Annotated in this window: 19 protein-coding genes; 8 read left to right on the top strand and 11 right to left on the bottom strand. The window is 55.2% G+C overall.

Translation table 11 applies throughout. From position 1 onward, the window contains the following. Window positions 1-5: 5 nt before the first annotated feature. Window positions 6-1,511 carry a carboxypeptidase regulatory-like domain-containing protein gene (locus tag HNQ92_RS03245; protein ID WP_343062916.1) on the top strand — a complete coding sequence of 502 codons (1,506 nt, stop codon included), beginning with the start codon at window positions 6-8 and terminating at the stop codon, window positions 1,509-1,511. Window positions 1,512-1,603: 92 nt separating this feature from the next. On the opposite strand, the gene HNQ92_RS28875 is transcribed toward HNQ92_RS03245, so the two are convergent. From HNQ92_RS28875 to HNQ92_RS03230, 4 genes are all read right to left on the bottom strand, one after another. Beyond that, window positions 1,604-1,735: a hypothetical protein gene (locus tag HNQ92_RS28875; RefSeq protein ID WP_281380697.1), complete on the bottom strand. Its 132-nt coding sequence runs from the start codon at window positions 1,733-1,735 to the stop codon at window positions 1,604-1,606. Window positions 1,736-1,765: 30 nt separating this feature from the next. Further along, complete coding sequence (locus HNQ92_RS03240; RefSeq protein WP_184170833.1) at window positions 1,766-3,775, bottom strand: asparagine synthase-related protein; 2,010 nt, start codon at window positions 3,773-3,775, stop codon at window positions 1,766-1,768. Between the two features lie 70 nt (window positions 3,776-3,845). After that, window positions 3,846-5,099, bottom strand: coding sequence for a carboxypeptidase-like regulatory domain-containing protein (locus HNQ92_RS03235; protein WP_184170830.1), 1,254 nt, complete (start codon window positions 5,097-5,099; stop codon window positions 3,846-3,848). 61 nt (window positions 5,100-5,160) lie between these two features. Next, entirely contained in the window at window positions 5,161-5,847 is a 687-nt protein-coding gene (locus HNQ92_RS03230) for a peptidoglycan DD-metalloendopeptidase family protein (RefSeq protein WP_184170827.1), read from the bottom strand. Between the two features lie 257 nt (window positions 5,848-6,104). Here HNQ92_RS03230 and HNQ92_RS03225 point away from each other — a divergent pair, with 257 nt between their 5' ends. Further along, window positions 6,105-7,556, top strand: a complete 1,452-nt coding sequence (locus HNQ92_RS03225; protein WP_184170824.1) for a peptide MFS transporter — start codon at window positions 6,105-6,107, stop codon at window positions 7,554-7,556. A gap of 170 nt (window positions 7,557-7,726) precedes the next feature. On the opposite strand, the gene HNQ92_RS03220 is transcribed toward HNQ92_RS03225, so the two are convergent. Further along, window positions 7,727-10,087, bottom strand: coding sequence for an efflux RND transporter permease subunit (locus HNQ92_RS03220; protein ID WP_184170821.1), 2,361 nt, complete (start codon window positions 10,085-10,087; stop codon window positions 7,727-7,729). 199 nt (window positions 10,088-10,286) lie between these two features. On the opposite strand from HNQ92_RS03220, the gene HNQ92_RS03215 reads away from it, so the two are divergent. After that, window positions 10,287-10,700, top strand: a complete 414-nt coding sequence (locus tag HNQ92_RS03215; RefSeq protein ID WP_184170818.1) for a MaoC family dehydratase — start codon at window positions 10,287-10,289, stop codon at window positions 10,698-10,700. A 264-nt stretch (window positions 10,701-10,964) separates the two neighbouring features. Here HNQ92_RS03215 and HNQ92_RS03210 read toward each other — a convergent pair whose 3' ends face one another. The 6 genes from HNQ92_RS03210 to HNQ92_RS03185 all read right to left on the bottom strand — a co-directional run bounded on the left by HNQ92_RS03210 (window position 10,965) and on the right by HNQ92_RS03185 (window position 17,420). Further along, window positions 10,965-12,185: an ABC transporter permease gene (locus HNQ92_RS03210; protein ID WP_184170815.1), complete on the bottom strand. Its 1,221-nt coding sequence runs from the start codon at window positions 12,183-12,185 to the stop codon at window positions 10,965-10,967. A 49-nt stretch (window positions 12,186-12,234) separates the two neighbouring features. Beyond that, entirely contained in the window at window positions 12,235-12,984 is a 750-nt protein-coding gene (locus HNQ92_RS03205) for an ABC transporter ATP-binding protein (protein ID WP_221307359.1), read from the bottom strand. Beyond that, window positions 12,981-14,198: an efflux RND transporter periplasmic adaptor subunit gene (locus tag HNQ92_RS03200; protein WP_184170813.1), complete on the bottom strand. Its 1,218-nt coding sequence runs from the start codon at window positions 14,196-14,198 to the stop codon at window positions 12,981-12,983. The genes HNQ92_RS03205 and HNQ92_RS03200 overlap by 4 nt, the downstream gene beginning before the upstream one ends. 12 nt (window positions 14,199-14,210) lie before the next feature. Then, window positions 14,211-15,542, bottom strand: a complete 1,332-nt coding sequence (locus HNQ92_RS03195) for a TolC family protein (protein ID WP_184170810.1) — start codon at window positions 15,540-15,542, stop codon at window positions 14,211-14,213. A gap of 171 nt (window positions 15,543-15,713) precedes the next feature. Then, complete coding sequence (locus HNQ92_RS03190; protein ID WP_184171794.1) at window positions 15,714-15,893, bottom strand: histone H1; 180 nt, start codon at window positions 15,891-15,893, stop codon at window positions 15,714-15,716. 258 nt (window positions 15,894-16,151) lie between these two features. Continuing rightward, window positions 16,152-17,420 carry an aminotransferase class I/II-fold pyridoxal phosphate-dependent enzyme gene (locus HNQ92_RS03185; protein WP_184170807.1) on the bottom strand — a complete coding sequence of 423 codons (1,269 nt, stop codon included), beginning with the start codon at window positions 17,418-17,420 and terminating at the stop codon, window positions 16,152-16,154. A gap of 313 nt (window positions 17,421-17,733) precedes the next feature. Between HNQ92_RS03185 and HNQ92_RS03180 the strand changes: the two genes are divergently transcribed. The 5 genes from HNQ92_RS03180 to HNQ92_RS03160 all read left to right on the top strand — a co-directional run bounded on the left by HNQ92_RS03180 (window position 17,734) and on the right by HNQ92_RS03160 (window position 23,035). Next, window positions 17,734-19,242, top strand: coding sequence for an acetyl-CoA carboxylase biotin carboxylase subunit (locus HNQ92_RS03180; protein ID WP_184170804.1), 1,509 nt, complete (start codon window positions 17,734-17,736; stop codon window positions 19,240-19,242). Window positions 19,243-19,519: 277 nt separating this feature from the next. Then, the gene (queA, locus tag HNQ92_RS03175; protein WP_184170802.1) at window positions 19,520-20,569 is read left to right on the top strand and encodes a tRNA preQ1(34) S-adenosylmethionine ribosyltransferase-isomerase QueA; all 1,050 of its coding nucleotides are present in this window, start codon (window positions 19,520-19,522) and stop codon (window positions 20,567-20,569) included. A gap of 101 nt (window positions 20,570-20,670) precedes the next feature. Continuing rightward, window positions 20,671-21,345, top strand: a complete 675-nt coding sequence (locus HNQ92_RS03170) for a 2-C-methyl-D-erythritol 4-phosphate cytidylyltransferase (protein WP_184170799.1) — start codon at window positions 20,671-20,673, stop codon at window positions 21,343-21,345. 68 nt (window positions 21,346-21,413) lie between these two features. Next, window positions 21,414-22,397: a methylmalonyl Co-A mutase-associated GTPase MeaB gene (meaB, locus tag HNQ92_RS03165; RefSeq protein WP_184170796.1), complete on the top strand. Its 984-nt coding sequence runs from the start codon at window positions 21,414-21,416 to the stop codon at window positions 22,395-22,397. 143 nt (window positions 22,398-22,540) lie between these two features. Next, window positions 22,541-23,035 carry a hypothetical protein gene (locus tag HNQ92_RS03160; protein WP_184170793.1) on the top strand — a complete coding sequence of 165 codons (495 nt, stop codon included), beginning with the start codon at window positions 22,541-22,543 and terminating at the stop codon, window positions 23,033-23,035. Window positions 23,036-23,112 lie beyond the last annotated feature (77 nt).

The following is a 23,112-nucleotide window of genomic DNA, read 5'->3' as shown; positions in this document are numbered from 1 at the left end:
TTACCGTGAATTTAATTCCCTTTTCAACCAGAACGTTTTCCCGCTTCTATCTGGGTTTGTTGGTTGTGGTACTGGTGGCAGGTTGTACGGAAGACACCTACGTTGAACCTAAACTCTACGGCTCCGTAGCCGGTCAGATCCTTACCCAAGTCACCAAAGAACCCGTTGCAAATGCCCTGATCCGTATTAGCCCTTCCGGACGGAGTGCCGAAACGGACTCCCTGGGCCGTTTTAAAGTAGATAGCCTGCTCGTGGATAAATACGGCGTCCAGACCACCAAGAGCGGCTACCGGAGTGACCTGACCAATATTGAGATCGAGCCTCGCAAACAAACGAATATCGTGGTTTATCTGGTCGAAGATAATTTGCAAAATCGGGCTCCTACCCTGCCTGGCAACCCCTTCCCGGCCGACGGCGCTACGAACGTCACCACCTCGGTGATTTTGGACTGGACCGCTACCGATCCCGAAAAAGATACGCTGCGCTACGATGTAATTCTTTTCCGGGAAGGCAACAAGACGTCCGTCCCGATTGCAACAAATATCCTGGCCGACTCACTCGTGGTAAACGGCCTGGATTATGGAGCAACTTACTACTGGCAGGTGATCGCCCGCGACCGGGTCAATAACACTGTATACGGGCAAATCTGGTCTTTCCGTACCCGCGACCTGCCCGATTTCCCTTATTTCTTCGCTCGGAGAGAAACCAACAATACCTTCCAGATTGTGGCCTCCAACGCAGCCGAGCAATTCAGTGTAACCAAAGAATACAGCAACTGGCGCCCCATCGTAAGCCCTAACCGCACCCAGTTGGCATTCATTTCGAACCGGAATACCGAGGCCCAACTTTTTGTATCTGATCTTAACGGAAACAATCTACGGCAGGTTACTACGGTTCCTATTGCCGGGTTGTCGGTCACGGATCTGTCGTTCTGCTGGTCGCCGGATGGCACCGAGCTCCTGTATCCCAGCTACGATAAGCTCTACGCCATTCGACCCAACGGAACGGGACTTCGCCTAGTAGCACAAGCCCCAAGCGGGCGCTTCTTTGCGGGTTGTGACTGGACCGAGCAGGGCAACCGGATCGTGGCAAGAGCGACGACGCAGAGCATTTACGACAATGAGCTTTATCTCATCAATCCTGCAACGGGTCAGACGACCCGCTTAGTGGGTGGCCAAGCTGGCCGTATGAGCAATCCGGCCTTCTCCGTAGATGGTCGGCGTATTGTGTACTCCCTGGACGTGAGTAATTTCCAGAACCCTCAGGGCCGCCAGCTAGACGCCCGGATCTTCCTGATGGATATTGCCGCGGGTACTTCGGTGGATTTATCCGCCGAAAAAACCGCCGGAACCAATGACCTGGAGCCCCGCTTTGCGCCCGACGGAGCCCGCATCATTTTTACCAACACAAACAACGACGGGATTTCGACGCGCGGCATTTACTCGATGGACCTGGCGGGCAAAACCCGTACCCTCCTCGTGCAAAATGCCGAAATGCCCTACTGGCGGTAAATTACTTTACGTGGTAAAAAGATAAGGGCCTGGGGAATATTCCCCAGGCCCTTATCTTTTTACCAATCTTCTTGCTGATTCCGTAGAGAAGATTATGCTCCGGTAACTTTCATGTTTGAACCAAATGTTTCGGCAGCACTACCTGTTGAGATATTTCTGGTAATTGAACTTAACTTCCCGTGGCGCATCAACTGCGGCTTGCGATACAATTTCGTCTTCTTCATTTGAATGATTGTGTTTAGTATTTGATAATATTAAGTAAAGAAATTTCTATACCAAGCGTAAAATCCAATAACCCGCAGATGAAGGACGTGCTGTCGAGACTTATTTTTAAAATTTCCCGTTTGGCTATTAGTCGTAAAATTCTGCATAATATCCTTACTAATATACTTTTCCAGGACAATATTTTTTTGGCAGAAAATTTTCCAGGAGGGGTTTAGCCCCAATAAAGTAGTGAGAATAAATTCCTTAGGATCCATTTTGGATCCCCTTAGTCGCACGTAATCGGGGAGGAAGCCCTCCATGGCTCGTCGCAATAACCCTCGGTAAAGCCCCTGGTTATACTTGATAACATCCGGCACAAAGAGGCAAAATTCAATGAGCCGTTTATCTAAAAAAGGATGGCATACTTCATAGCCATAATGCTGGCCCATTCTATTTTGTTGTTCGGTGGCATCCAGCATATCCTGCGAATATACAGACGTCCAATTGGCTAATGCTTTGCCTGATAAGCCCAACGGAACGGCACTAGAGTTTTTGCTTTTCTGAATTATCTCCTTTAAGTGTATTCTCTCCACAAAGGAATCCGCCAGCAGGTGTCGGGAGGTTTTAGTGAGTTTTTTTACAAGTGCTTCCCTGAACTTTTTAAGGAAGTAAGTAGGTGCCAGTTGGTACCGGCGGTAGGAGTGCCAAATGATCGTCAACGCCCTTTTAGGTTTTTTTTGGGTTAACGAAGAGATAAACATAGGAGCCATATAGGTACCCATGCACTGCCGGACCCGTTCGTCGTCGCTCCATTGATTCCAGTCCGGGTAGTAGTAGGTAAAGTCCACGTGCCGGGCCAGCTGATACAAAGCCGTCCTGAGCGCCTCCCAGTCTTTATCTTCAAAAAGCCGGTCCAGGTATTCAAAGCCGTAGCCTACTACCGAATCACCGTCATGCCCCGTCAGCAGCGTCCGTACCTTTTTTTGGCGTAGTACCTGCGCGTAGCCGAGGTGCGCCGTGGAGGGCATGGGAAAGCAGTCAGGGGCACCGCAGGCGGCAGCAATCTCCGAGGTAGTTTGGTAGTAGTCTGGTAGTGGGCTCGTCCAGTGGTGCTCCAGCCCGCCCAGGTCCACTACGGCCTGCGCATACGAGCGCTCGTTGGACGACTCAAAGCCCAGATCAAAATGCACGGTTGTGAGTAGACGCCCCTCCTGCCGCAGAAAGTGACGCGCCGTAGCCGCTACCGACGAAGAGTCCATGCCACCACTCAGCTCCGAAGCGATGGGGTAGTCGCTCTGCATCCGGCAACGCACCGCCTCCCGAAACAGGGCACCGAAAGCCTCGGCGTACTCCTCCGGCGTCGTGAGCCCGGCCGTGGGGTCCTGGATCGTCCAGACAAAACGCTCGGTTCTTTGACGAGCCGTTAGAGCCACCGCGTGGGCGGGCCTTACCCGGTAAATGTCTTCAAAAAAGGTCTGTTTGGTGGGCGCTCTCAGGTCATTGCCGTAGTTGAGGTACAGGGCAATGGCTTTTTCGTTAGCCACCCGAGGTACTTGCGGCAGGGCCACCAGCGCCTGCACCTCCGAGGCGAAAGCCACCCAACCCGACGTGGTATTGTGGTAGTAAAAAAGCGGCCTGGCACCGCTATGATCGCGCAGCAGGTGAAGCGTTTGATCCGTCGCATCCCAGATGGCCACGGCAAAATCTCCGATGACGTGATCCAGCATGTCGTCGCCCCAGCGCTGCCAGGCGGCCATTAGTAGCTCCGCTTCGGTGAAGGAAGCGGCATCAAGCGATAGTTTTTCGGCCAGCTGGGGGCGGTTGTCAAGACGGGCGTCAGCGACGAGCAGCTGGCCCGCGGGGGTACAAAGGGGCTGGCGTACTGTGTGGTCCAGGCGGGTGACGCTCCGGTGCAGGTAGGCTAGAGAGCCAAAGCGATCTCCACCGCGGTGCACACCCTCCGTAGCGCGATGCGGCATGTGACGCACCAGGCCCTCAAGCAGGGGCTGGACGTCGGCCCCTTCCTGATCAAAAAAAATAACCCCGGCTATTCCACTCAAAGTACCTACCCGTTTGTTTGCATGAATACCGTTTAGTCGTTTAAGAGCCCAGAATAACTCCCAAACTACCCTATTTTTTTAAACTCTCCGTAATCCGGCGCATGGCCTCCGACGGAATGATGTGGTTAAAATTGGCCCAGTAGACCTCGTCGTACTTGGGTACCGACTGCGCCGGAAAACTACCCGTGTCCAGCAGTTGGTCCGATACGGGTACGGCATTTCCGTTGCTTTTTAAAATATCATTTACCACAAAATGCAGCCGAATGGTACCCTGGAGCGAATCGGCTTTGTCGAAAAACTGCGTCTGGATCAGCAGCTGCGAGTCCTGAAGGTACCATTTTCCGTTGTAGGGTACGTAGTTGGTGAAGCTACTGACCCGCCGGGCTTCGCGCCGGTTTTTGCCAAGTACCTTCCCAAAGGTACTTTTCATGGAGGTTTGGAAAACGTCGCTCATGCCGCTGGGCGTAAAGTCGTACTCGATCCGGACCACGGCCGAGTCGGCTTTGTTGATACAGATGATGCCGTTGCGGGCGGCCTTCACGCTGGTACCTACCGGCGCAAACCGAATCCGGTACACGTCTTTCTGGTTGTAGAAAGCAATGGTGTCGTCGAGCTGGAAGGTGTAGTCAGAGAGGTGCGTACCGGCGAAGTACTCAGGGATGCCGGTTTCGAGGCTACGCGTCACGATGGCCGTGCCATTCGGAAATTCGTAGCCGTCAAGTACCTTGGCGCGCTGGGTACTTTGGTAGCGCCGTCCGCGGAGCATCCGCACCTTTTCACGCACCTCAATCTTGGGCCGCGGATCTTTCTCTACTTTCAGGATCGCCTCCCGGATGTCTACGTAGGCTTCGTTCTGCTGCAGGGTTTCGTGGTAGAAGCCCGTCATGACCACGGGTGTTTCGGGGTAGTTTTGGGCAATTTTCCCCAGCGCGGCGCTCACTATACTGCGTGCTTCAAACCGCTGGGTGTAGCCCGCGTCTACCACCACGGGCGGGGCGGCTTCGAGCTCTATACGTACCTTGCGGTCGTTGGGTGTGAAGTCCGTGCCTTTGCGGTGGTAGTTTTTGTAGCCCATCACGGCCACGGTAACGGGCTCTTCGGCGGCTATTTTCGGGAAGCGGTAGTAAAATTCGCCGTTCTCGTTGGCGATGGTGCCGGTACCTTTCGTCATGATGCCGATCCGGGCGTAGGGAATGGGCTGCCCGCTGGCTTTATCTACTACCTGACCGCCGATGATCACGTAGCCCTGCGCCTGCGCGTTAAAAAACACCAGTACCCCCACCAGCACCAGGCCTAGTAAACTACCCCATTTCTTCATCATCATTCCCTCTGCGGATTCTATCATTCAAATAAGCGCCCAAAAATAGAAAAAAACGCGGTACCAACTAGGTGCCGGACGGTATCTGTAACATGAGATTGGGATCGGGACATAGGGCCAGGTACCGGTCCCGGTCGCTCAGGGTGCACACGCCGGGGAAATCGCCCCGGTGGGTACCTATGTCGGTAATGATCTGGAAGTGCAGGTGCGAAGGCCAATGGCCGTTTTCGGGATAAGTCCCGATCGTGGCAAAAGCCTCACCAGCTTGCAGAGGCCGCCCCGCCTCCATCCCTTCCAGGGAGCTGAGTGACAGATGCCCGTACAGCGTATAGAAAGTGTAGCTCTCCAGGGAATGCTCCAGGATGATGGTAGGCCCGTAGTCGCCAAAGCGGTCATTGAAGCCAAAGCTATGTACCTGCCCGGCCAGCGGCGCGTATACCGGGGTACCTGCCTGCGCCCATACATCCATACCCAGGTGAATGCACCGAGGCTCCTCGTTGGCGGTACTAAAATGCGCGCTCCGGTGGTAGATGGTACGGTGCTCGGCGTAGCCACCTACGCCCAGGTACTTTCCGCCTTCGAGTCGTTTACCAAAAACGTAGTCATCAAAAGCAGCGGTATCTGCCAGGTCCAGCCGGTCCAGGTCGGCGTTTTGTTGGGTAAAATCCAGCCAGCGGTACGCCCCCGGACGACGGATGCCGGCCACTACTTCGGCAAAGTAGGGGTACTTTACCAGCAAATCAACTACATTCATACGGCGAAAAAGAACACTTATTGGCGGCTAAGGTACGGAGAAATCACGAAGCTTTTTTGGGGAGAAAGGCCCGGCCCGCTCGTAATCTTTATTCACTTATGGCGCCATAACACACACAACCTTTGCTAAAAACCCGCTCTGACCCAATAGTACCCAACCCAAAACGGATTTTCCTTATTATTTATCCAATATTCCTATCTTGCGTTCCTAATCGTAACCCAACTAATCTTTGCTATACTTATTTCATTAACCTACCTATGACCTCACCTACTGTGTCACAGAAGCACCCCCGGGGGCTTTACGTGCTCTTCTTCACCGAAATGTGGGAGCGCTTCAGCTACTATGGCATGCGCGCCATTCTCTTCTTATTTTTGATCAAGTCGGTTTCAGAAGGCGCCATGGGGCTATCCGAGCAGGTAGGGGGCGCCATCTACGGCCTCTACACCTCCTCGGTGTATTTGCTCACGCTGCCCGGCGGCTGGATCGCCGACAACATCCTGGGCCAGAAAAAAGCCATTTGGTGGGGAGGCGTCGTGATCATGATCGGGCATATTATCCTGGCCATTCCGGGCAACAGCGCCATTTTCTTCCTGGGCCTGGCTACGGTCGCGATCGGGACGGGGCTCTTAAAGCCCAACATCAGCTCCATTGTGGGTGAGCTGTACCCCGAAGGCGGCGCTCGCCGCGACGCGGGCTTTTCCATCTTCTACATGGGGATCAACATGGGCGCTTTTCTGGGGATGTTCATTGTGGGGTACCTGGGCGAAAAGGTAGGCTGGCATTACGGCTTCGGGGCGGCGGCGATCGCCATGTTTCTGGGGCTGGTGATGTTTCGGCTCAACGGAAAGCACCTGGCCAACCTGGGCGAGCCGCCCGCGGAGAAAGGAAAAATGACCTTCCTTTACGTGGTAGTAGCGGCCCTGGCGCTGATTGCGCTGCTCGTACTGAGCGGCCTGGTATCGGCGGTGGATCTGGCCGAAGGCATGAAGTACCTCATCATTGGCATCACGCTGCTGTACTTTATGTACATCGGCTTTTTTGATGCTTCGCTCAACATCGTGGAGCGCAAGCGCGTAGGCGTGCTGTTTATCTTTTTCATGGCGGCGGCGCTGTTTTGGTCGGGCTTCGAGCAGGCCGGTTCGTCACTGACCATTTTTGCCGACCGCCACACCGACCGCTTCCTGGGTAGTTGGGAGATGCCCGCCTCCTGGTTTCAAAACGCCAACTCCTTCTTCATTCTGCTCTTTTCGGCACCCATCGGGGCCTTCTGGATTTTCCTCAATAAGAAAAACCTCAACCCGACCATTCCGGTCAAGTTCGGCCTGGGACTGATCCAGATGGGCTTCGGCTTCCTGATCATGTACTGGGCGGCTCAGTACGCCGTAGGAGGCGCGCTGGTAGGCGTAGGCTGGCTCACGTTTACGTACATGTTTCATACGCTGGGCGAGCTGTGCCTGAGCCCCGTGGGCCTAAGTACCTACACCAAGCTGGCACCGCGCAAGTACTACAGCCAGATGATGGGCCTGTGGTTTGTGGCGGCCTCGCTGGGCAATCTTATCGCGGGCCTTTTTGCGGGCAATTTCAACGAAGAAAACGTAGCCGAAATGCCCAGCCTCTTCATGCAGGTGTGCCTCTTTGGCGTGGGCGTGGGGCTGGTGTTAATCTTGCTCTACAAACCGATCCGCAGCTGGATGGGGGGCATTCAGTAGGCCACAAAGGTACTTTCACGACAAAGGGGACGCTGCGCGTCCCCTTTGTCGTATTTCTTCTATCACGTGACTTATTATAACCCAATCGCCGGTTCCATCCTCACCTCATCGCGCGGCGTCCGTCCTAAATCCTTCTTCTGGCAGGAGAAGGATTTAGGACGAACCTGGCTTCATACTTGTTCGGTACGCGCTTTTCGGCGTTGAATCCGCTTGTCGAGCGACATCAGAAAGGCCGGTAGCAGCACCAGGTTGGAGGCCATGCCCATCAGCAGCGTGATCGACACCAGCATCCCCAGCACCACGGTACCTTTGAAGGTAGAGGCCGTGAAAATAGAAAAACCCGCAAACAGGATGATGGCCGTGTAGAACATACTAATGCCCGACGACTGGATGGTCCGCACCACGGCTTCCGAAATGCCGTACTTCCCGGTGCGAAGCTCGTCTTTGTACTTGGTTAAAAAATAGATGGTGCCGTCGGACGAAAGCCCGAAGGCGATGCTGAAAATCAGGATGGTGGAAGGCTTAAGGTACACCTGAAAGTACCCCATGAGCCCGGCGGTGATGATCAGCGGCACGGTGCTCGGAATGACGGCGATGGCAATCATGCGGATGTTTCCGAAGAGCAGCGTCATGATGAGCGAAATCAGCACAATGGCCAGGATGGTACTTTCCACGAGGTTCTGCTGCAGGTACGCGTTGCCTTTGGTATTCACCACGCTGTTGCCGGTGAGGTGGGCCTCGATGCGGTCTTCCTGAGGTACCCACTGCGCCACCGCCTGGTCGTAGTTAAAAATACTGTCAATCCGGGGTTGGAGCGTATCGTAGAGCTCGGTGATGCGCCGACTGCCCACGTCGGCGATCTGGAAGCTGACGCGCGTGTAGCGGCGGGTACTGTCCAAGAAGCTGCTGAACCGGTTTTCCCGGCCTTTGAAAGTAGACGTATAGGTACTTAGCTTGTTCAGTTCCAGTGCGCCCGGCACCACGTAGTACTTGGGGTCGCCGCCGCGGTAGGACTGGTAAAAAAACTTAATGGCCTCCACCAGCGACAGCGGCTTGGTGATCTCGGGGTACTTGGCAAACTCGCGTTGCATGACCCGGATCTTGGTCAGCGTGGTAGGGTCAAGTACCCCACCTGGACGGCCCGTGTCGAGCGATACTTCGAAGGGCATGACGCCATTAAAGTTTTTCTCGAAAAATTTCAAATCAGCGTACACGGGATCGTTCTGCGGCAGGTCATCCACGACGTACCCCAGGGAAGTCATTTTGGTCATACCGTAGATAGAAACAGCCGTTACCACGCCCACAACGGTATATATCGCCGGGCGGTGGTTGGTCACTACGCGGCCCACAAAGCCCAGGAAAGCATTGACCCGCGGGGCCTCCAGGTGCCCCGTTTGCCGGGCCGAAGGCTTGGGGAGCACGCTAAACAGGATGGGGATCATCGCCACCGAAATAGCAAAGGTGATCAGCACGCTGATGGACGCCACGAGGCCAAACTCGGCCAGTAAGGGACTTCCCGTAAAGCAAAATACCCCAAAGCCGATGGCGGTGGTGAGGTTGGCAAAGAAGGTCGTCTCGCTCACTTTCTCGATCGCCACGGACAGTGCCCGCCTCTGGTCGGCGTGCCGGGCGAACTCGTCGTGGTACTTATTGACCAGAAAAATAGAGTTGGGAATACCGATCACGATCAGGAGCGGGGGGATAAGCCCCGAGAGCAACGACAGCTGATAGCCAAACAGCGAAATGAGCCCCAGCGACCAAAGTACCCCCAGCCCCACCACAAAGGCCGACGCCAGCGCCACCGTAATGGACCGAAAAAATACCAACATAATGACCGCCGTAACGCCAAACGCCAGCGCCATAAAAAGGCCCATTTCCTTGCTCACCTTAGACATAAACTCGGTCCGGATGTAGGGCATCCCCGACAGATGTACCTCCAGGCCGTGCGCTTCCCCAAAGGCCAGCGCTTTGTCCTTGATTTCGTTCGTCATAGCAATCCGGCTCTTGCTATTCAGCTTTTCCTGGTCGAAAGTAATGGCCATCAGGTGCGCCCGGCCGTCTTCGCTCACCACCAATCCCTGGTAAAAAGGCAGGCGGTCAATCTTGGCCTTCACGCTGTCTACGTCGGCCTGGGTAGTGACGCCCCCCGCCAGCAGGGGGCGGAAGTCGAAGCGGTTGAGGCTATCGTTTCTTACGATCTCAAAGAGGTCGGCGTTGGAAAGTACCTCCTTGATGCCGTCTATGCCCTTGATGTCCCGGCTCAACTCGTGCCAATCCCTGAAGACGGGCAGGCTATACATGCTATCGGTCTCGATCCCCACTACCATCACGCTGCCGTCTTGTCCGTAGCGTCCCTTGAATTCTTCGTAGCGCTGAAAATCCGGATCTTCTGAGGGAAGAATCTTGGCCAATTCATACGAAAGCCGAATGCCCGCCGCCCGGTACCCCATAAAGGCCGTCGCCAGCAGGATCACCGTTGCCAGCAGGGCGCGGTTTCGGAGGATAAATTTGGATAAAGAATGCCAGAACATGGTACTTGTAAAAGTGAGTAATCCGAATGAATGGGAGGTTATGCTTTTAGTAGGAAAGCGCAAAGATACGGATTCCCCTTGGTTTCAGAAACCGGATACGCTGCCGGGCTGAGCCAGAAAACCCGGCGCAGTACTTGCCAGTATAAATTGTTTCATCGACTTTTGGGGTACTTTATCTTACCAATACCCCTACCTGCTCATGGCCATTGAACCAACCCTACATAGTACCTTCACGCACGCCTTTCGCTTCACCCAGGCCGACGTAGAGGCCTTCGCGCAAGTGACGGGCGACAATAATCCGCTTCATCTGGACGCGGCCTACGCGGCTACCACGCCTTTCAAGCGGCCCATTATCCACGGTATGTTGGGGGCCAGCGTGTTCACCAAGGTACTTGGTACGGAGTTTCCGGGCTTCGGCTCGGTGTACCTCAAACAAACGCTGGACTTCCTGCGGCCCATGTTTGTCGATACCGACTACGAGGTTGTTTTTACCATCATGAGCATCAATCCCGACAAGCACACGGCCGAAATTCAGGGCGAAGTGTTTGACGCCGCTACCCGCAAGGTCTGCACGCGCGGCCTGGCCACGCTCATGCACCGCGAGAAGTTTTAGAAGCTGTTTGAGTTAGTTTCTTTAAGCTGCAACTTTGTCTTTTCGGCTGCACCGTCGGCACTTTTTCAGCCCGTAGCCTCCGGCTATGCGCCGAAAAAGTGCCTCGTTTCGCTCGAAAATCCTTCGTTTCGCCATCAAATTAATAACTCAAACAGCTTCTTAGAAGCACGTCTTAATTCTGTATCAAAGTACCTTCACCGCATCGCCCAACCCGGCCCCAAGTACCTTCTTTGGAGAGCCCGCAGGGGTACTTTGCGGAGGTACCTATTCGTACCGTAAGGCTTCGATGGGGTCGAGTCGGGAGGCTTTCTGCGCGGGATAGTAGCCAAAAAACACGCCCGTAAACGCACACACCAAAAAGGAAAGTACAATGGATGACTGAGAAATGACGATGGGCCAGCCCAGGGTGTAGGCTACCAGGAGCGAGGCGGAAATTCCCAGAAAGACGCCGATGAGCCCGCCGGTGACGCTGATCATGATGGCTTCGATCAGAAATTGCATCAGAATGTCCATGCCCCGTGCTCCGATCGACATCCGCAGGCCAATCTCGCGCGTGCGCTCCGTGACGGACACGTACATGATGTTCATGATCCCGATGCCCCCGATCACCAGCGAAATACCCGCCACCGCCGTGAGCAGGACGGTCATCATGCTGCTGGTGGAGCTCAGGGTGTTGATGAGCTCGGCCTGCGTCCGCACCCGGAAGTCATCTTCGTCCTCGGGCCGGAGGCGGTGGTTTTCGCGCAATAGCCGGACTATTTCGTCCGTAGCTGCCTCGGACGCCTCTTCGCTTACCGCCGAGGCGTAGATATTCTGAAAGTGCGTAATGGCCAGTACCCTTTTCTGTACGGTTGTGTAGGGCGCTATGATCACGTCGTCCTGGTCTTGCCCAAAGCTACTTTGCCCTTTGGCGGCCAGGATACCAATCACCTGAAAAGGTATTTTGTTAAACCGAATGATCTGCCCGATCGGGTCTTCGTTGCTTCCAAAGAGGTTCTCCACTACCGTTTGCCCCAGCAGGCACACTTTGGCCGCCGACCGGACATCGTCTTCGGTGAAGGCAATCCCTTCTCGTACGGTTAGTTTTCGAATATCGAAGTACTCCGGGCTCACGCCCTGCAGGCTCGTCGACCAGTTCATGGCGCCCTTAATAACCTGCCCATTGGTAGAAGCCTGGGGCGAAATGGCCGTCAGCAAAGTAGCATCGCGCCGCAGTACGCGCACGTCCGACAGCGTCAGTACCTGAACCTCGCTGCTGGCAATGCGTACGCCGCCGGTGCGGTTGCTCTGCGGCTGAATGGTAATCATGTTGGAGCCCATGCTGGAAAGCGACGACTGAATGCTTTGCTTCGATCCCTCGCCGATGGACATCATGGTGATCACCGCCCCCACCCCAATGATGATGCCCAGCATGGTCAGGAAGGCCCGGAGCTTGTTGCGTTGCAGGGCGCGCAGGGCAATACGTATCAGATTCGCTACTTTCATAAGGTGTTGATCATACTAATGCCGTTTGTTTCCAGGTACCTTGCTTAGGCTAATAATCGTCCGACTCGGGCAGGGCCGCCAGCGCTTCCCGGGCCGACTTGATGGCTTGGTTCTGGGTATCGGTTTGTAATTTTCCGTCGCGCAGCATGACGGTCCGGCTGCTGAAAGCGGCAATGTCCGGCTCGTGCGTCACAAAAATGATGGTCTTGTTTTGCTCCTGGTTCAGCTCCTGCATCAGGGCCATGATCTCGTACGACGTCCGCGTGTCCAGGTTGCCCGTCGCTTCGTCGGCCAGGATCATCACCGGCTCATTCACCAACGCCCGCGCAATGGCCACCCGCTGCTGCTGTCCGCCCGACAGCTGGCTGGGCGTGTGGTCCAGCCGCTCGGCCAGCTTTACGGCTTCCAGTGCGTGAATGGCCCGCTCCCGCCGCTCTTTGGAGCCGATGGCGGGGTTGTAAAGCAGCGGGAGCTCCACGTTCTCGATCGCCGACGTACGCGGAAGCAAATTGTACGACTGAAACACGAAGCCAATCTTCACGTTCCGAAAACGGGCCAGTTCGTCGCGGTTGAGGTCTTTCACGTTCACGCCATCCAGTAGGTAGGCACCGTCCGTGGGTTTATCCAGGCAGCCCAGGATATTCAGCAGCGTCGTTTTGCCCGAGCCGCTGCTGCCCATGATGGTCACGAATTCGCCCGCTGCCACGTCAAACGAAAGTCCTTTCAGCGCCCGCACTACCTCGGTACCCATCCTGAATTCACGCTTCAGATCCTGTATTTGCAAAATTTTCTCGCTCATCGTCGTCCTCCTCGTCTGGGTGGCATAAAAGGGCTCGTGGAAGTACCTCCGGCGGCCTGCTCTCCCGAACCGCTCTGGAGGCCCGTCACGACTACATCATCCGGACCTAGCCCTTCCCGTACCTCAATGTGCGTATTGTCGTTCAGGCCCATTCGTATTTTCGTTTCCACGAGCTGTTTATCCCGCAAAACCCACACGTACGCCATCTCGTGGGCGGTACTGTCGGGCTGGCCCGTCCGCTGGCCCGTTTTCTTCTTTTCCTGCTTCGCCCCAACCAGCGTGTAGTCTTTCAGCTGCGTCGAATCGGGCCGAAACTGGATGGCCTTGGCGGGTATTAGCAGCGTGCTGTCGGCCTCTTTGGTATAAATAACGATGTTGGCGGTCATGCCGGGTTTTAGCTTCTTGTTGTCGTTGGGCGCATCGATGATGGTGGTGTACGTCACGACGTTGGATACGACCGTAGGCTGCAGCCGAATTTCTTTGACAATCCCTTCGAAAACCTCGTTCAGGTAGGCATCCACCGTAAAGGTAGTTCGCTGTTTTTCGGCCACGTCGCCAATATCGGCTTCGTCGACGTCGGCCTGGACCTGCATTTTGGTAATATCCCGGGCAATGACAAACAGCGTGGGCGTGTTCAGGTTGGAGGTTACCGTTTGTCCCACGCTGACCGCTCGGTTGAGTACCACGCCATCTACCGGGGAGTAGATCCGGGTAAAGGACAAATTTCGCTCCGCCGAACGGAGCTGCGCCTGTACGTTTTTTACCACCGCCTGGGCCATCCGAAAGCTATTTTGGGCCAGTTCGTATTCGGCCTTGCTGATAGCCCCGGTTTCGTAGAGTTGCTGCTGGCGGTTAAAATTGCTCTCCTGAAATAGCGCGTTGCTGCGGGCTTCCGCCAGGCTGGCTTTAAACTGATCTACCGTAGCCTGCAGCAGGGTTCTGTCCAGGACGGCCAGGAGCTGCCCCTTCTTCACGGTAGAATTAAAGTCGGCGTGCAGCTCCTCGATGGTAGCCGTGATCTGACTTCCCACGGAGGTAGTATCCACCGGCTGGATCGTGCCGGTGGCGGTCACGCTTTCAGCGATGTAGCCCCAGGTCGGCTGCTCGGTTTCCAGGGTCACGGGTGGTTCTTTTTCTCGCAAAAAGAACCACCACACGGCCACTACGATAACGATGGCGGCTATACTCAGCGCAATGATCCTACTTCGCTTCATGGGCACATTTACTTATAACTTTAAGGGCACACCTAAATAAAAATCGTAGATACCTACCGACAGCGCCGCGCTGTACTTGGCCTGTAAATACAGCTGTAGATTTTGTACGTACAGGTTTCGTTGCTGGTAGAATTCAAACATATTAACCGTTCCGATGCGCAGCTCCTCATTGGAGATGCGGTATACTTCCCGGATGTACTGTAACTGCTCGTTGGCGGCCTGGTACTGGCTTTGGGCATTCAGGGCGTTGATGTAGGCCTGCTCTACTCGCTGCGACAAGAGCAGTTCACTACTTTTCAGAAGCAAACGGGCCTGGTCGATGGAGATTTTGGCCAGCTCGACGTTGGTTTTATTCAGGCGCCGCGTAAAGAGCGGTACTGACATAAGAAACCGCACTTGCTGGTAGAAGTTGTCGTTAAACTGCCCCACGGACGCGCCAAAAGTGGGGTTATTGGTATAACTCGAAGCGATACTTCCCGCTACGCTCACAATGGGTCTGTAACCAGCCCGGGCTTTTTCCAGGTCCAGTTCGGCAATGGCAATTCCTACTTCGCTGTTTTTGACTTCGGGCCAGTTTTCCAGCGCGTGTTGTTGCACCTCCAGCAGGGAGGGAATCGCCGCTTCGTACCCCAGGGTATCCGGCTTGGCTACATCGAAGGGTACTTCCGTTGGTAGCTGAAGAAGCTGCTTAAGGACCAGCATATCCTGCCGTTGGGCATTCTGCGAGGCAATGAGCGTGTAGCGGTCATTGGCCAGCTGCGCCTCAAACTGCACCAGATCCCGCCGCGCTATCCCGCCTGCGGCGTAACGCTGACGGGCCTGTTCCAGCAGTTGCTCCGAAGTATTGACCAAATCCTGGGAGTAAATAATACTTTCTTTGTCGAGCAGGATGTTCAGGTAAGCGGAGGTAATTTGCAGCGCTACGTTGTTCTCTTCTTCCAGAATACTCAGATTGGCCGATTGCACCGCCAGATCGCGCTGCTTAATATCCAGGCGCAGAAAGCCCCCATTATAGAGCGTCCAGGAAGAATTTATGCCGTAGGTACCTGATAGGTTAACACCCGTGTTGCGTCCGTAGTTGACGGCCTGCGAAGCATTTCCGTACAGATCGGGATAGAGGGCCGCTCGGGAAAGCAGGTACTGCTGCTCGGTTGACTTTCGGTTGAGTCGAAGGGTATTGATCTGAATGTTGTTTTCTTTGGCGTAGGCCAGGCAGGTTTGTAAGTCCCACACCACGGGCGACTCCGGCGCGGCTAACTCCTGCGCCAGCAGGGGCACGCCAGCTCCGCAGCCTACCCACAAGATACAGCTTCGCAATAGCCTCAGAAACTTTACGATCGACATAGGTGCGTACTAATGTACAGTTCTAAGCATAAACCCTTAAGAGTCGCGCTTGTTTAAAAGCCCCCTCCATGCTTCCTCCCGGCAGGTACTTCAGCCACTCCTATGCGCTAAAAAAAGTCGGCCCGGATCTTGGGGATCCGGGCCGATGGAAAAAATTTTCTGGATGCAGATTTACTTTTCGTCATTTTTCATGTTCTGCACTTCTGAGCGGATGTCCTGAGCCAAGGTCTTCAGTTCTTGCATCCCTTTACGCACGCGCGTACCAGCAGCTTGGTTCTGCTTGTTGTAGAATTTGTCAAAGTCACCTTCCAGAGACATTATTAAATTCTTTACTTCATCAAATCTTGCCATGGTCATGTTTTTTTAGGTGAAAAGGCTGAAAACGCGCTAAAAAACGTGTTTTGGCCGAAATTTAGCAATTAAAACCATTTTCGCAACCCGAATAATCAAAAAAAACACTTAAAATAGTACAAATGAAGTCTTTTATTTATTTTAGTCGATTGATTTTCAATCACTTACACCAAAATTAACGTTTACTAAGTTAGGCCAAAAATTATACCTATTTATTATAAAAAGTCCCTCCCAAGCGCTGGGAGGGACTTTTTATAATCAGGCAACTTCTTCCAGGCCTTCGACCTGGTACACTCTATTTTTGAGTTTATCGGCCAGCTTGGTAAAAGCGTCAAGGGTGTACTCCACGTCGTCGAGGCTGTGGGCCGACGTAGGTATGATCCGGAGCATGATTTGTCCTTTGGGCACCACCGGATACACCACAATGGAGCAAAAAACACCCATGTTTTCGCGGAGGTCACGCACCATACGGGTTACTTCGGGAATCCCTCCCTCGCTGTGCAGAAATACGGGCGTCACGGGCGACTCCGTTTCTCCGATGTTGAATCCTCGTTCCCGCAGGCCGTTTTGCATGGCATCGACTACCTTCCAGAGGTTCTCGCGTAGTTCGGGCATGGACTTAATCATCTCCAGACGTTTGCGGCAACCTTCCACGTAGGGCATGGGCAGCGCCTTGGCGTAGGTCTGGGAGCGCATGTTATACTTTAGGTACATAATAATGTCCGGGTCGTCGGAGGCAATGAATCCCCCAATGGCGGCCATGGACTTGGCGAAGGTAGAAAAGTACAGGTCGATGTCGGCCTGAACGCCCAGCATTTCTCCCACCCCGGCCCCCGTCGCGCCCATGGTACCAAAGCCGTGGGCGTCGTCGACGAGCAGACGAAAATTATATTGTTTTTTGAGCTCAGCGATAGCCCGCAGATTGCCTACTTTACCGGACATTCCAAATACGCCTTCCGTAATCACCAGTACGCCCCCGCCTTTTTCATTAGCTAGTTTGGTGGCGCGCTTGAGGTTTTTTTCGAGGCTAATCATGTCGTTATGATTAAACTTATAGTACTGCCCCATTTTGGCTTTGTGCAGGCGGATGCCGTCGATCAAGCACGCGTGCGACTCGGCATCGTACACGATGACGTCGCGGTGGTCACAGACACTCTCAATGACGGACATGACGCCCTGATAGCCGTAGTTAAGCAAAAAGGCATCTTTCTTTCCCACAAACTGCGCCAACTCCTGCTCAAACTGCTCGTGAAGTACCGAATTACCGGACATCATCCGGGCACCCATCGGGTACGCCAGCCCCCAGCGGGCGGCGGCTTCGGCATCTACCTTGCGTACTTCGGGATGGTTGGCCAGGCCCAGGTAGTTGTTGAGGCTCCAGTTGAGTACATCCCGACCCATAAACCGCATACGCGGGCCCAGCTCACCTTCAAGCATCGGAAATGAAAAGTAGTGATGACTGTTCAACATCTTGGCGGGTGTGCCGATTGGTCCCCAGTTGTCGCGTAGTTTCTCAAAAATATCCACTTTGTATTGGTTTATGGGAGTTTGGTGTTCGTTTTATAATTAAATAAATGCAAATTTAAAAAAAATATTTATACCTGGCTACTCATTTACTTATCAACCCTTTATAATCGCTCTGAGTATGGCCAACAGGCAGGGTAAGCTCCTTACTATCAAGTGGTCCTAGTGCCTCTCTTTGCGCCTCTGTGCTGCTTGACGTACAATTCAGATGGATAATATAAAGGAATTTTTACTGTACATTCCTTAGGCAAAATACTATTTTTGCTCAACACCTTACTAAAATATTTTCCTAAACAACTCAATTCCTTTGTCCCGAATGCCTCAAATCAAAAAAATACTCGTCGCCAACCGGGGGGAAATTGCGCTGCGGATCATGCGCACGGCCCGCGAAATGGGCATCGCCACCGTAGCCGTATACAGCACCGCCGACCGGCTGTCGCCGCACGTACGCTCCGCCGACGAAGCCGTTTGCATCGGCCCGGCGGCCTCGGCCGAATCCTACCTGCGGGGCGACCGCCTCATTGAGGTGTGCCATCGGCTGGGCGTGGATGCCATCCATCCGGGTTACGGATTCCTGTCCGAGAACGCCACGTTTGCCCGGATGGTTCAGCAGGCCGGGCTGATCTTCATCGGCCCCTCACCGGAGTCCATTGAGGTGATGGGCAGTAAGCTGGCCGCCAAGCAGGCCGCCGGTAAGTACCAGATCCCGATGGTACCCGGCACGTCCGAGGCCATCACCGACCGCGCCGAAGCCAAGCACCTAAGTCGGCAGATCGGGTACCCTATCCTGATTAAAGCCAGCGCGGGCGGGGGCGGCAAGGGCATGCGGATCGTAGAAAACGAGGCGGAGTTTGACGAGCAAATGGACCGGGCCGTGAGCGAAGCAGTGTCGTCTTTTGGCGATGGGTCCGTGTTTATTGAAAAATACATTACTTCCCCCAAGCACATCGAAATCCAGGTACTGGGCGACCAGCACGGCCACATCATCCACCTCTTTGAGCGCGAGTGCTCTGTGCAGCGCCGCCACCAGAAGGTGGTAGAAGAAGCGCCCTCAGCCGTGCTAACGCCCGAAGTACGCGAGGCCATGGGGCGCTGCGCCGTCGACGTAGCCCGCTCCTGCCAGTACTACGGAGCCGGTACGGTGGAGTTCATCGTGGATGAAGCCCTGAATTTTTTCTTCCTGGAAATGAACACGCGCCTGCAGGTAGAGCACCCCGTGACGGAGCAGATCACGGGTGTGGACCTGGTGAAGCAGATGATCTACATTGCCGAGGGCCGGGCGCTGGAGCTCCGGCAGGAAGACCTGGCCATCAACGGCCACGCGCTGGAAGTACGGGTGTACGCCGAGGACCCGACGAACAACTTCCTGCCCGACGTAGGTACCCTGCAAACCTACCAACGCCCTCAGGGCAACGGCGTGCGCGTGGACGACGGCTTCGAGCAGGGCATGGAGATCCCGATCCACTACGACCCCATGATCGCGAAGCTGATCACCTACGGGCACAACCGCCCCGAGGCTATCGAGAAAATGATCCGGGCCATTGACGAATACCAGATCAGCGGCGTGCAAACTACCCTGCCTTTTGGCCGGTTTGTGATGCTGCACGAGGCGTTCCGCTCCGGGCAATTCGACACGCACTTTGTGGCTAAGTACTTCCGGCCCGAGCTCCTGCTGCCTCCAGCCCCCGACCCCGAGGCTACCCAGCTGGCGGCTCTGCTGGCGGCCCAGCTCATGGAGCGGCCAGCCGGTACTCCCTCCGCCGATACCCCTCCGCCCCGCCCCGCCAGCCACTGGAAAAGGCACCGGCTCGGGAGCCAACGGTAGTTCAAGGTACTTCCGCTGGGCACTAAAAAAACCGGCTTAGGACATCCCGGGCTTTAGCAAACGCGCCAAGTACCCCTTACTGGCTGGGTATTCGAAGGTAAAGGAAAATTTCTTGCTAAAAATTTCGATAAATTGCCTACTTTTGCGGTCTTAATTTTTTGTTTTTACGACAACATTAGTCCTTATATTTACATCAACTAGTCCGAAGCATCGGAATTGGCTAACATAGATCTCAAAAAAGGCCAAACGCACTTCCCGCTCTACTGACCACAAGCTTATGAAGCTATCTGAATTTAAATTTGATCTTCCCCAAAGTCTCATTGCCCTCCACCCCTCCGACCGGGGCGAGGCGCGTCTGATGGTGTTACACCGCAAAACCGGAGAAATCGAACACAAGTCGTTCGGCAACATCATCGACTACTTTACGGAAGGTGACGTGATGGTCATCAACGACACCCGGGTGTTTCCGGCGCGGCTGTTTGGCCAGAAAGAAAAAACCGGGGCCAAGATTGAGGTGTTCCTGCTGCGGGAGCTCAACCGCGAGATGCGCCTCTGGGACGTACTCGTAGACCCGGCTCGTAAGATCCGCGTTGGCAATAAGCTGTACTTCGGCGACAGCGACCTGGTGGCGGAGGTCATCGACAACACTACTTCGCGGGGACGGACCATCCGTTTTCTGTACGATGGCTCGCACGAGGAATTCATGAAGCTGGTGGATCAGCTGGGCGAAACGCCACTGCCGCCCGAAATTATTTCGCGCCGGAAGGTAGAAAACGCCGACCGCGAACGGTTCCAGACCATCTACGCCGAAAACGTGGGCGCCGTGGCGGCTCCTACGGCAGGAATGCACTTCACGAAAGCCGTCATGAAGCGCCTCGAAATCAAAGGCGTGAACTTCGCTCCCGTCACGCTGCACGTGGGCCTGGGTACTTTCCGGACCGTGGACGTGGAAGATCTGACGAAGCACAAAACTGACTCGGAAAACTACTTCATCAAGCAAACCAGCGCCGATATTGTGAACAAGGCCCTGGATGCGGGCAAGCGGGTGTGCGCCGTGGGTACTACCTCCATGAAGGCCATTGAGTCGTCGGTGACGGCCAGCGGCCACCTCAAGTCCGTTGAGGGCTGGACCGACCGCTTTATTTTTCCGCCCTACGAGTTCAAGATCGGCAACGCCATGATCACCAATTTTCAGCTGCCGGAGTCTATCCTGCTCATGTCGGCCTGTGCCTTTGGTGGCTACGACCTGGTGATGAAAGCCTACCAGCAGGCCATCAAAGAAAAGTACAAGTTTTTTACCTACGGGGACGTGATGCTGATTATTTAACCATAAAGTACCCTACGCAATACTAGTATTCCCAAAAATGGCCCGCTGCGAAGTACCTTCCCCGCGGGCCATTTTTGCTTTTCCCCGACTCCCCTTTCTTTATGCAACAAAGCGCTATTATCGTGGCCGGCGGCAGCGGAAGCCGCATGAAGAGCGACGTACCCAAGCAGTTTTTGCCCGTGGGCGGGCTGCCCATCCTGATGCACACGCTGCGGGCCTTCCGCCGCTACTCCCCCGAGCTCGCCCTGTACCTGGTACTTCCCGAAAGTCAGTTTGGTACCTGGCAGGTACTTTGCCAGCAGTACGGCTTTGACGAAAAGTACCTGCTGGTAGCGGGCGGCGAAACCCGCTTTCACTCCGTCCAGAACGGCCTGCGGCAGATCCAGGCCCCCGAAGGCCTCGTGGCCGTACACGACAGCGTGCGGCCCTTCGTCACGAGCACCCTCATCGCCGCTGGCTTCCGCCAGGCGGCCGCGGAAGGTACTTCGGTGGCCTGCGTGCCGCTGAAAGACTCCGTGCGGCGGGTAGCTCCCGACGGCCACAACCAGGCCGTGGACCGCGCGGCCTACCGGCTCATCCAAACCCCGCAAATCTTCCGCCTCGACTGGATGCGCCAGGCTTTCCGGAGTGAGTACCTACCCCACTTCACCGACTGCGCCAGCGTGCTGGAGCAGGCCGGGTACCCCATTCACCTCACCGAAGGTACCTACGAGAATATCAAGATCACCACCGCCGAAGATTTGCTCTGGGCGGAGGTACTTCTGAAAAGTACCTAAGGTACCTGCCGGGGATACTTTTGAACGCAATAAGCCGTACTTTTGGCTCGTCAAACGATCAACCGCCCATGCGCCAGCGACTTTCCGTCGAAGCTTACGTAGCAGGAGTACTTGCCGCCGACCGGGTGGTGCTGAGCCGGGCCATCACGCTGGTAGAAAGCCAACTACCCGCCGACCAGCCCCTGGCGCAGGAGGTACTTGAGCGGGTACTTCCGCACGCGGGCCGCTCGCTGCGGCTGGGGATTACGGGCGTGCCGGGCGTGGGCAAAAGTACCTTCATCGAGGCCTTCGGCAAGTACCTTACGGGCCAGGGCAAGCGCCTGGCCGTGCTGACCGTCGACCCCAGCAGTCAGCGCTCGGGCGGGAGCATTCTGGGCGACAAAACCCGCATGGAAGAGCTCGCCCACGACCCGCGCGCCTACATTCGTCCGTCGGCGGCGGGTACTTCGCTGGGCGGGGTGGCGCGCCGCACGCGTGAAGCCATGCTGCTGTGCGAGGCGGCAGGCTTCGAAATTATCCTCGTCGAGACGGTGGGCGTGGGGCAGTCAGAGACGGTGGTGCGCGGCATGGTGGACTTCTTCCTGCTGCTGATGCTCGCCGGGGCGGGCGACGAGCTCCAGGGTATCAAGCGGGGCATCATGGAAATGGCCGACGCCGTGGCCATCACCAAAGCCGACGGCCCGCTGGCCGCCGAAGCCCGCCGCGCCCAGGCCGAGTACCAAAACGCCCTGCACCTGTTTCCGCCCGCGGCCTCGGGCTGGGTACCTCAGGTACTTACCTGCTCGGCCCTGGAGCGTACCGGCCTGGCCGAGCTCTGGCACCTCATCCAAAAGTACCACCAAAGTACCCTCCAGACGGGGTACTTTGAACAAAACCGCCGCGCCCAGGCCCTCGACTGGATGCACGACTACATCCGGCAGGCGCTGGAAGAGCGCTTTCGGCGGCACCCCGAGGTACTTCGGCAACTACCCGCCACCGAAAAGGCCGTACAGCAGGGCCACGAACTACCCCTGGCCGCCGCCCGGCGGCTACTCGCGCTGTTTTTGAAGTAATTCACGCTGCATTTTGCTGGTTAGGTACGACCAGTTACTAGCCAAAACTCCAAGCTTACGCAGTGGCTCCACTTCTTATGGGCCGTCTTCCCCTACCTTTGTTGCCAGTCCAAAGTACCTTTTACTATTATATTTAACTGACCATGAAAAAACCATTCAAGAGAACAACCAAGTACCTGCTCGTGGGCCTTCTGATGCTGAGCGCCTGGGCCTGTAACAAAGACAATGATCCTAGCCCCAAAAACGTGGAAGGAAGCTGGAACATCGCTGCCCTGAAGGTTTCTCCAGCCCTACCAGGGGGAGATGACATGCTACCCATATTGAATTTTGTATTGGGCAATGACTGCCTTAGCCGCATCACCTTTACGTTCAAAAAGGGCGGTACCCTGAGTGGCGACGCCCCCGCCGACTGCCTGGGCAGCACCGAATCTGTCGAAGAGTTTTTTGACCCTACGGCTTCCTGGCGCGTAGAAGGCAACAAAATAATCCTTACGAGCGACGGCGAGGTGTCCCGCTATGACCTGGAAGTAAACGGAAATACCATGCGCTGGACGGACGAAGAGCAAATTGCCATTGAAGATGAAGACACCGGCCAGGAAACGCTTCATAAAATAACGCTGGAGTTTAAGCGCAAGTAGTACCCACTTCCTCTATCTGCACCACACACCAAGTACCTAACGGTTTTTGCCAAAGGTAAAACCGTTCAAGTCGCCCC

Source organism: Rhabdobacter roseus (assembly GCF_014202275.1).
Taxonomy (GTDB): Bacteria; Bacteroidota; Bacteroidia; order Cytophagales; family Spirosomataceae; genus Rhabdobacter; species Rhabdobacter roseus.
This window is presented reverse-complemented; position numbering and strand designations above follow the sequence as displayed.

What these genes read in the sequence shown, in the direction of transcription:
- HNQ92_RS03235 (WP_184170830.1), bottom strand. Translation starts at nt 5,099, where the DNA reads ATGATGATGAAGAAATGGGGTAGTTTACTAGGCCTGGTGCTGGTGGGG.
- HNQ92_RS03190 (WP_184171794.1), bottom strand. Translation starts at nt 15,893, where the DNA reads ATGGCAAGATTTGATGAAGTAAAGAATTTAATAATGTCTCTGGAAGGT.
- HNQ92_RS03230 (WP_184170827.1), bottom strand. Translation starts at nt 5,847, where the DNA reads ATGAATGTAGTTGATTTGCTGGTAAAGTACCCCTACTTTGCCGAAGTA.
- HNQ92_RS03215 (WP_184170818.1), top strand. Translation starts at nt 10,287, where the DNA reads ATGGCCATTGAACCAACCCTACATAGTACCTTCACGCACGCCTTTCGC.
- HNQ92_RS03200 (WP_184170813.1), bottom strand. Translation starts at nt 14,198, where the DNA reads ATGAAGCGAAGTAGGATCATTGCGCTGAGTATAGCCGCCATCGTTATC.
- HNQ92_RS28875 (WP_281380697.1), bottom strand. Translation starts at nt 1,735, where the DNA reads ATGAAGAAGACGAAATTGTATCGCAAGCCGCAGTTGATGCGCCACGGG.
- meaB (WP_184170796.1), top strand. Translation starts at nt 21,414, where the DNA reads ATGCGCCAGCGACTTTCCGTCGAAGCTTACGTAGCAGGAGTACTTGCC.
- HNQ92_RS03210 (WP_184170815.1), bottom strand. Translation starts at nt 12,185, where the DNA reads ATGAAAGTAGCGAATCTGATACGTATTGCCCTGCGCGCCCTGCAACGC.
- HNQ92_RS03170 (WP_184170799.1), top strand. Translation starts at nt 20,671, where the DNA reads ATGCAACAAAGCGCTATTATCGTGGCCGGCGGCAGCGGAAGCCGCATG.
- HNQ92_RS03225 (WP_184170824.1), top strand. Translation starts at nt 6,105, where the DNA reads ATGACCTCACCTACTGTGTCACAGAAGCACCCCCGGGGGCTTTACGTG.
- HNQ92_RS03160 (WP_184170793.1), top strand. Translation starts at nt 22,541, where the DNA reads ATGAAAAAACCATTCAAGAGAACAACCAAGTACCTGCTCGTGGGCCTT.
- HNQ92_RS03180 (WP_184170804.1), top strand. Translation starts at nt 17,734, where the DNA reads ATGCCTCAAATCAAAAAAATACTCGTCGCCAACCGGGGGGAAATTGCG.
- HNQ92_RS03195 (WP_184170810.1), bottom strand. Translation starts at nt 15,542, where the DNA reads ATGTCGATCGTAAAGTTTCTGAGGCTATTGCGAAGCTGTATCTTGTGG.
- queA (WP_184170802.1), top strand. Translation starts at nt 19,520, where the DNA reads ATGAAGCTATCTGAATTTAAATTTGATCTTCCCCAAAGTCTCATTGCC.
- HNQ92_RS03220 (WP_184170821.1), bottom strand. Translation starts at nt 10,087, where the DNA reads ATGTTCTGGCATTCTTTATCCAAATTTATCCTCCGAAACCGCGCCCTG.
- HNQ92_RS03205 (WP_221307359.1), bottom strand. Translation starts at nt 12,984, where the DNA reads ATGAGCGAGAAAATTTTGCAAATACAGGATCTGAAGCGTGAATTCAGG.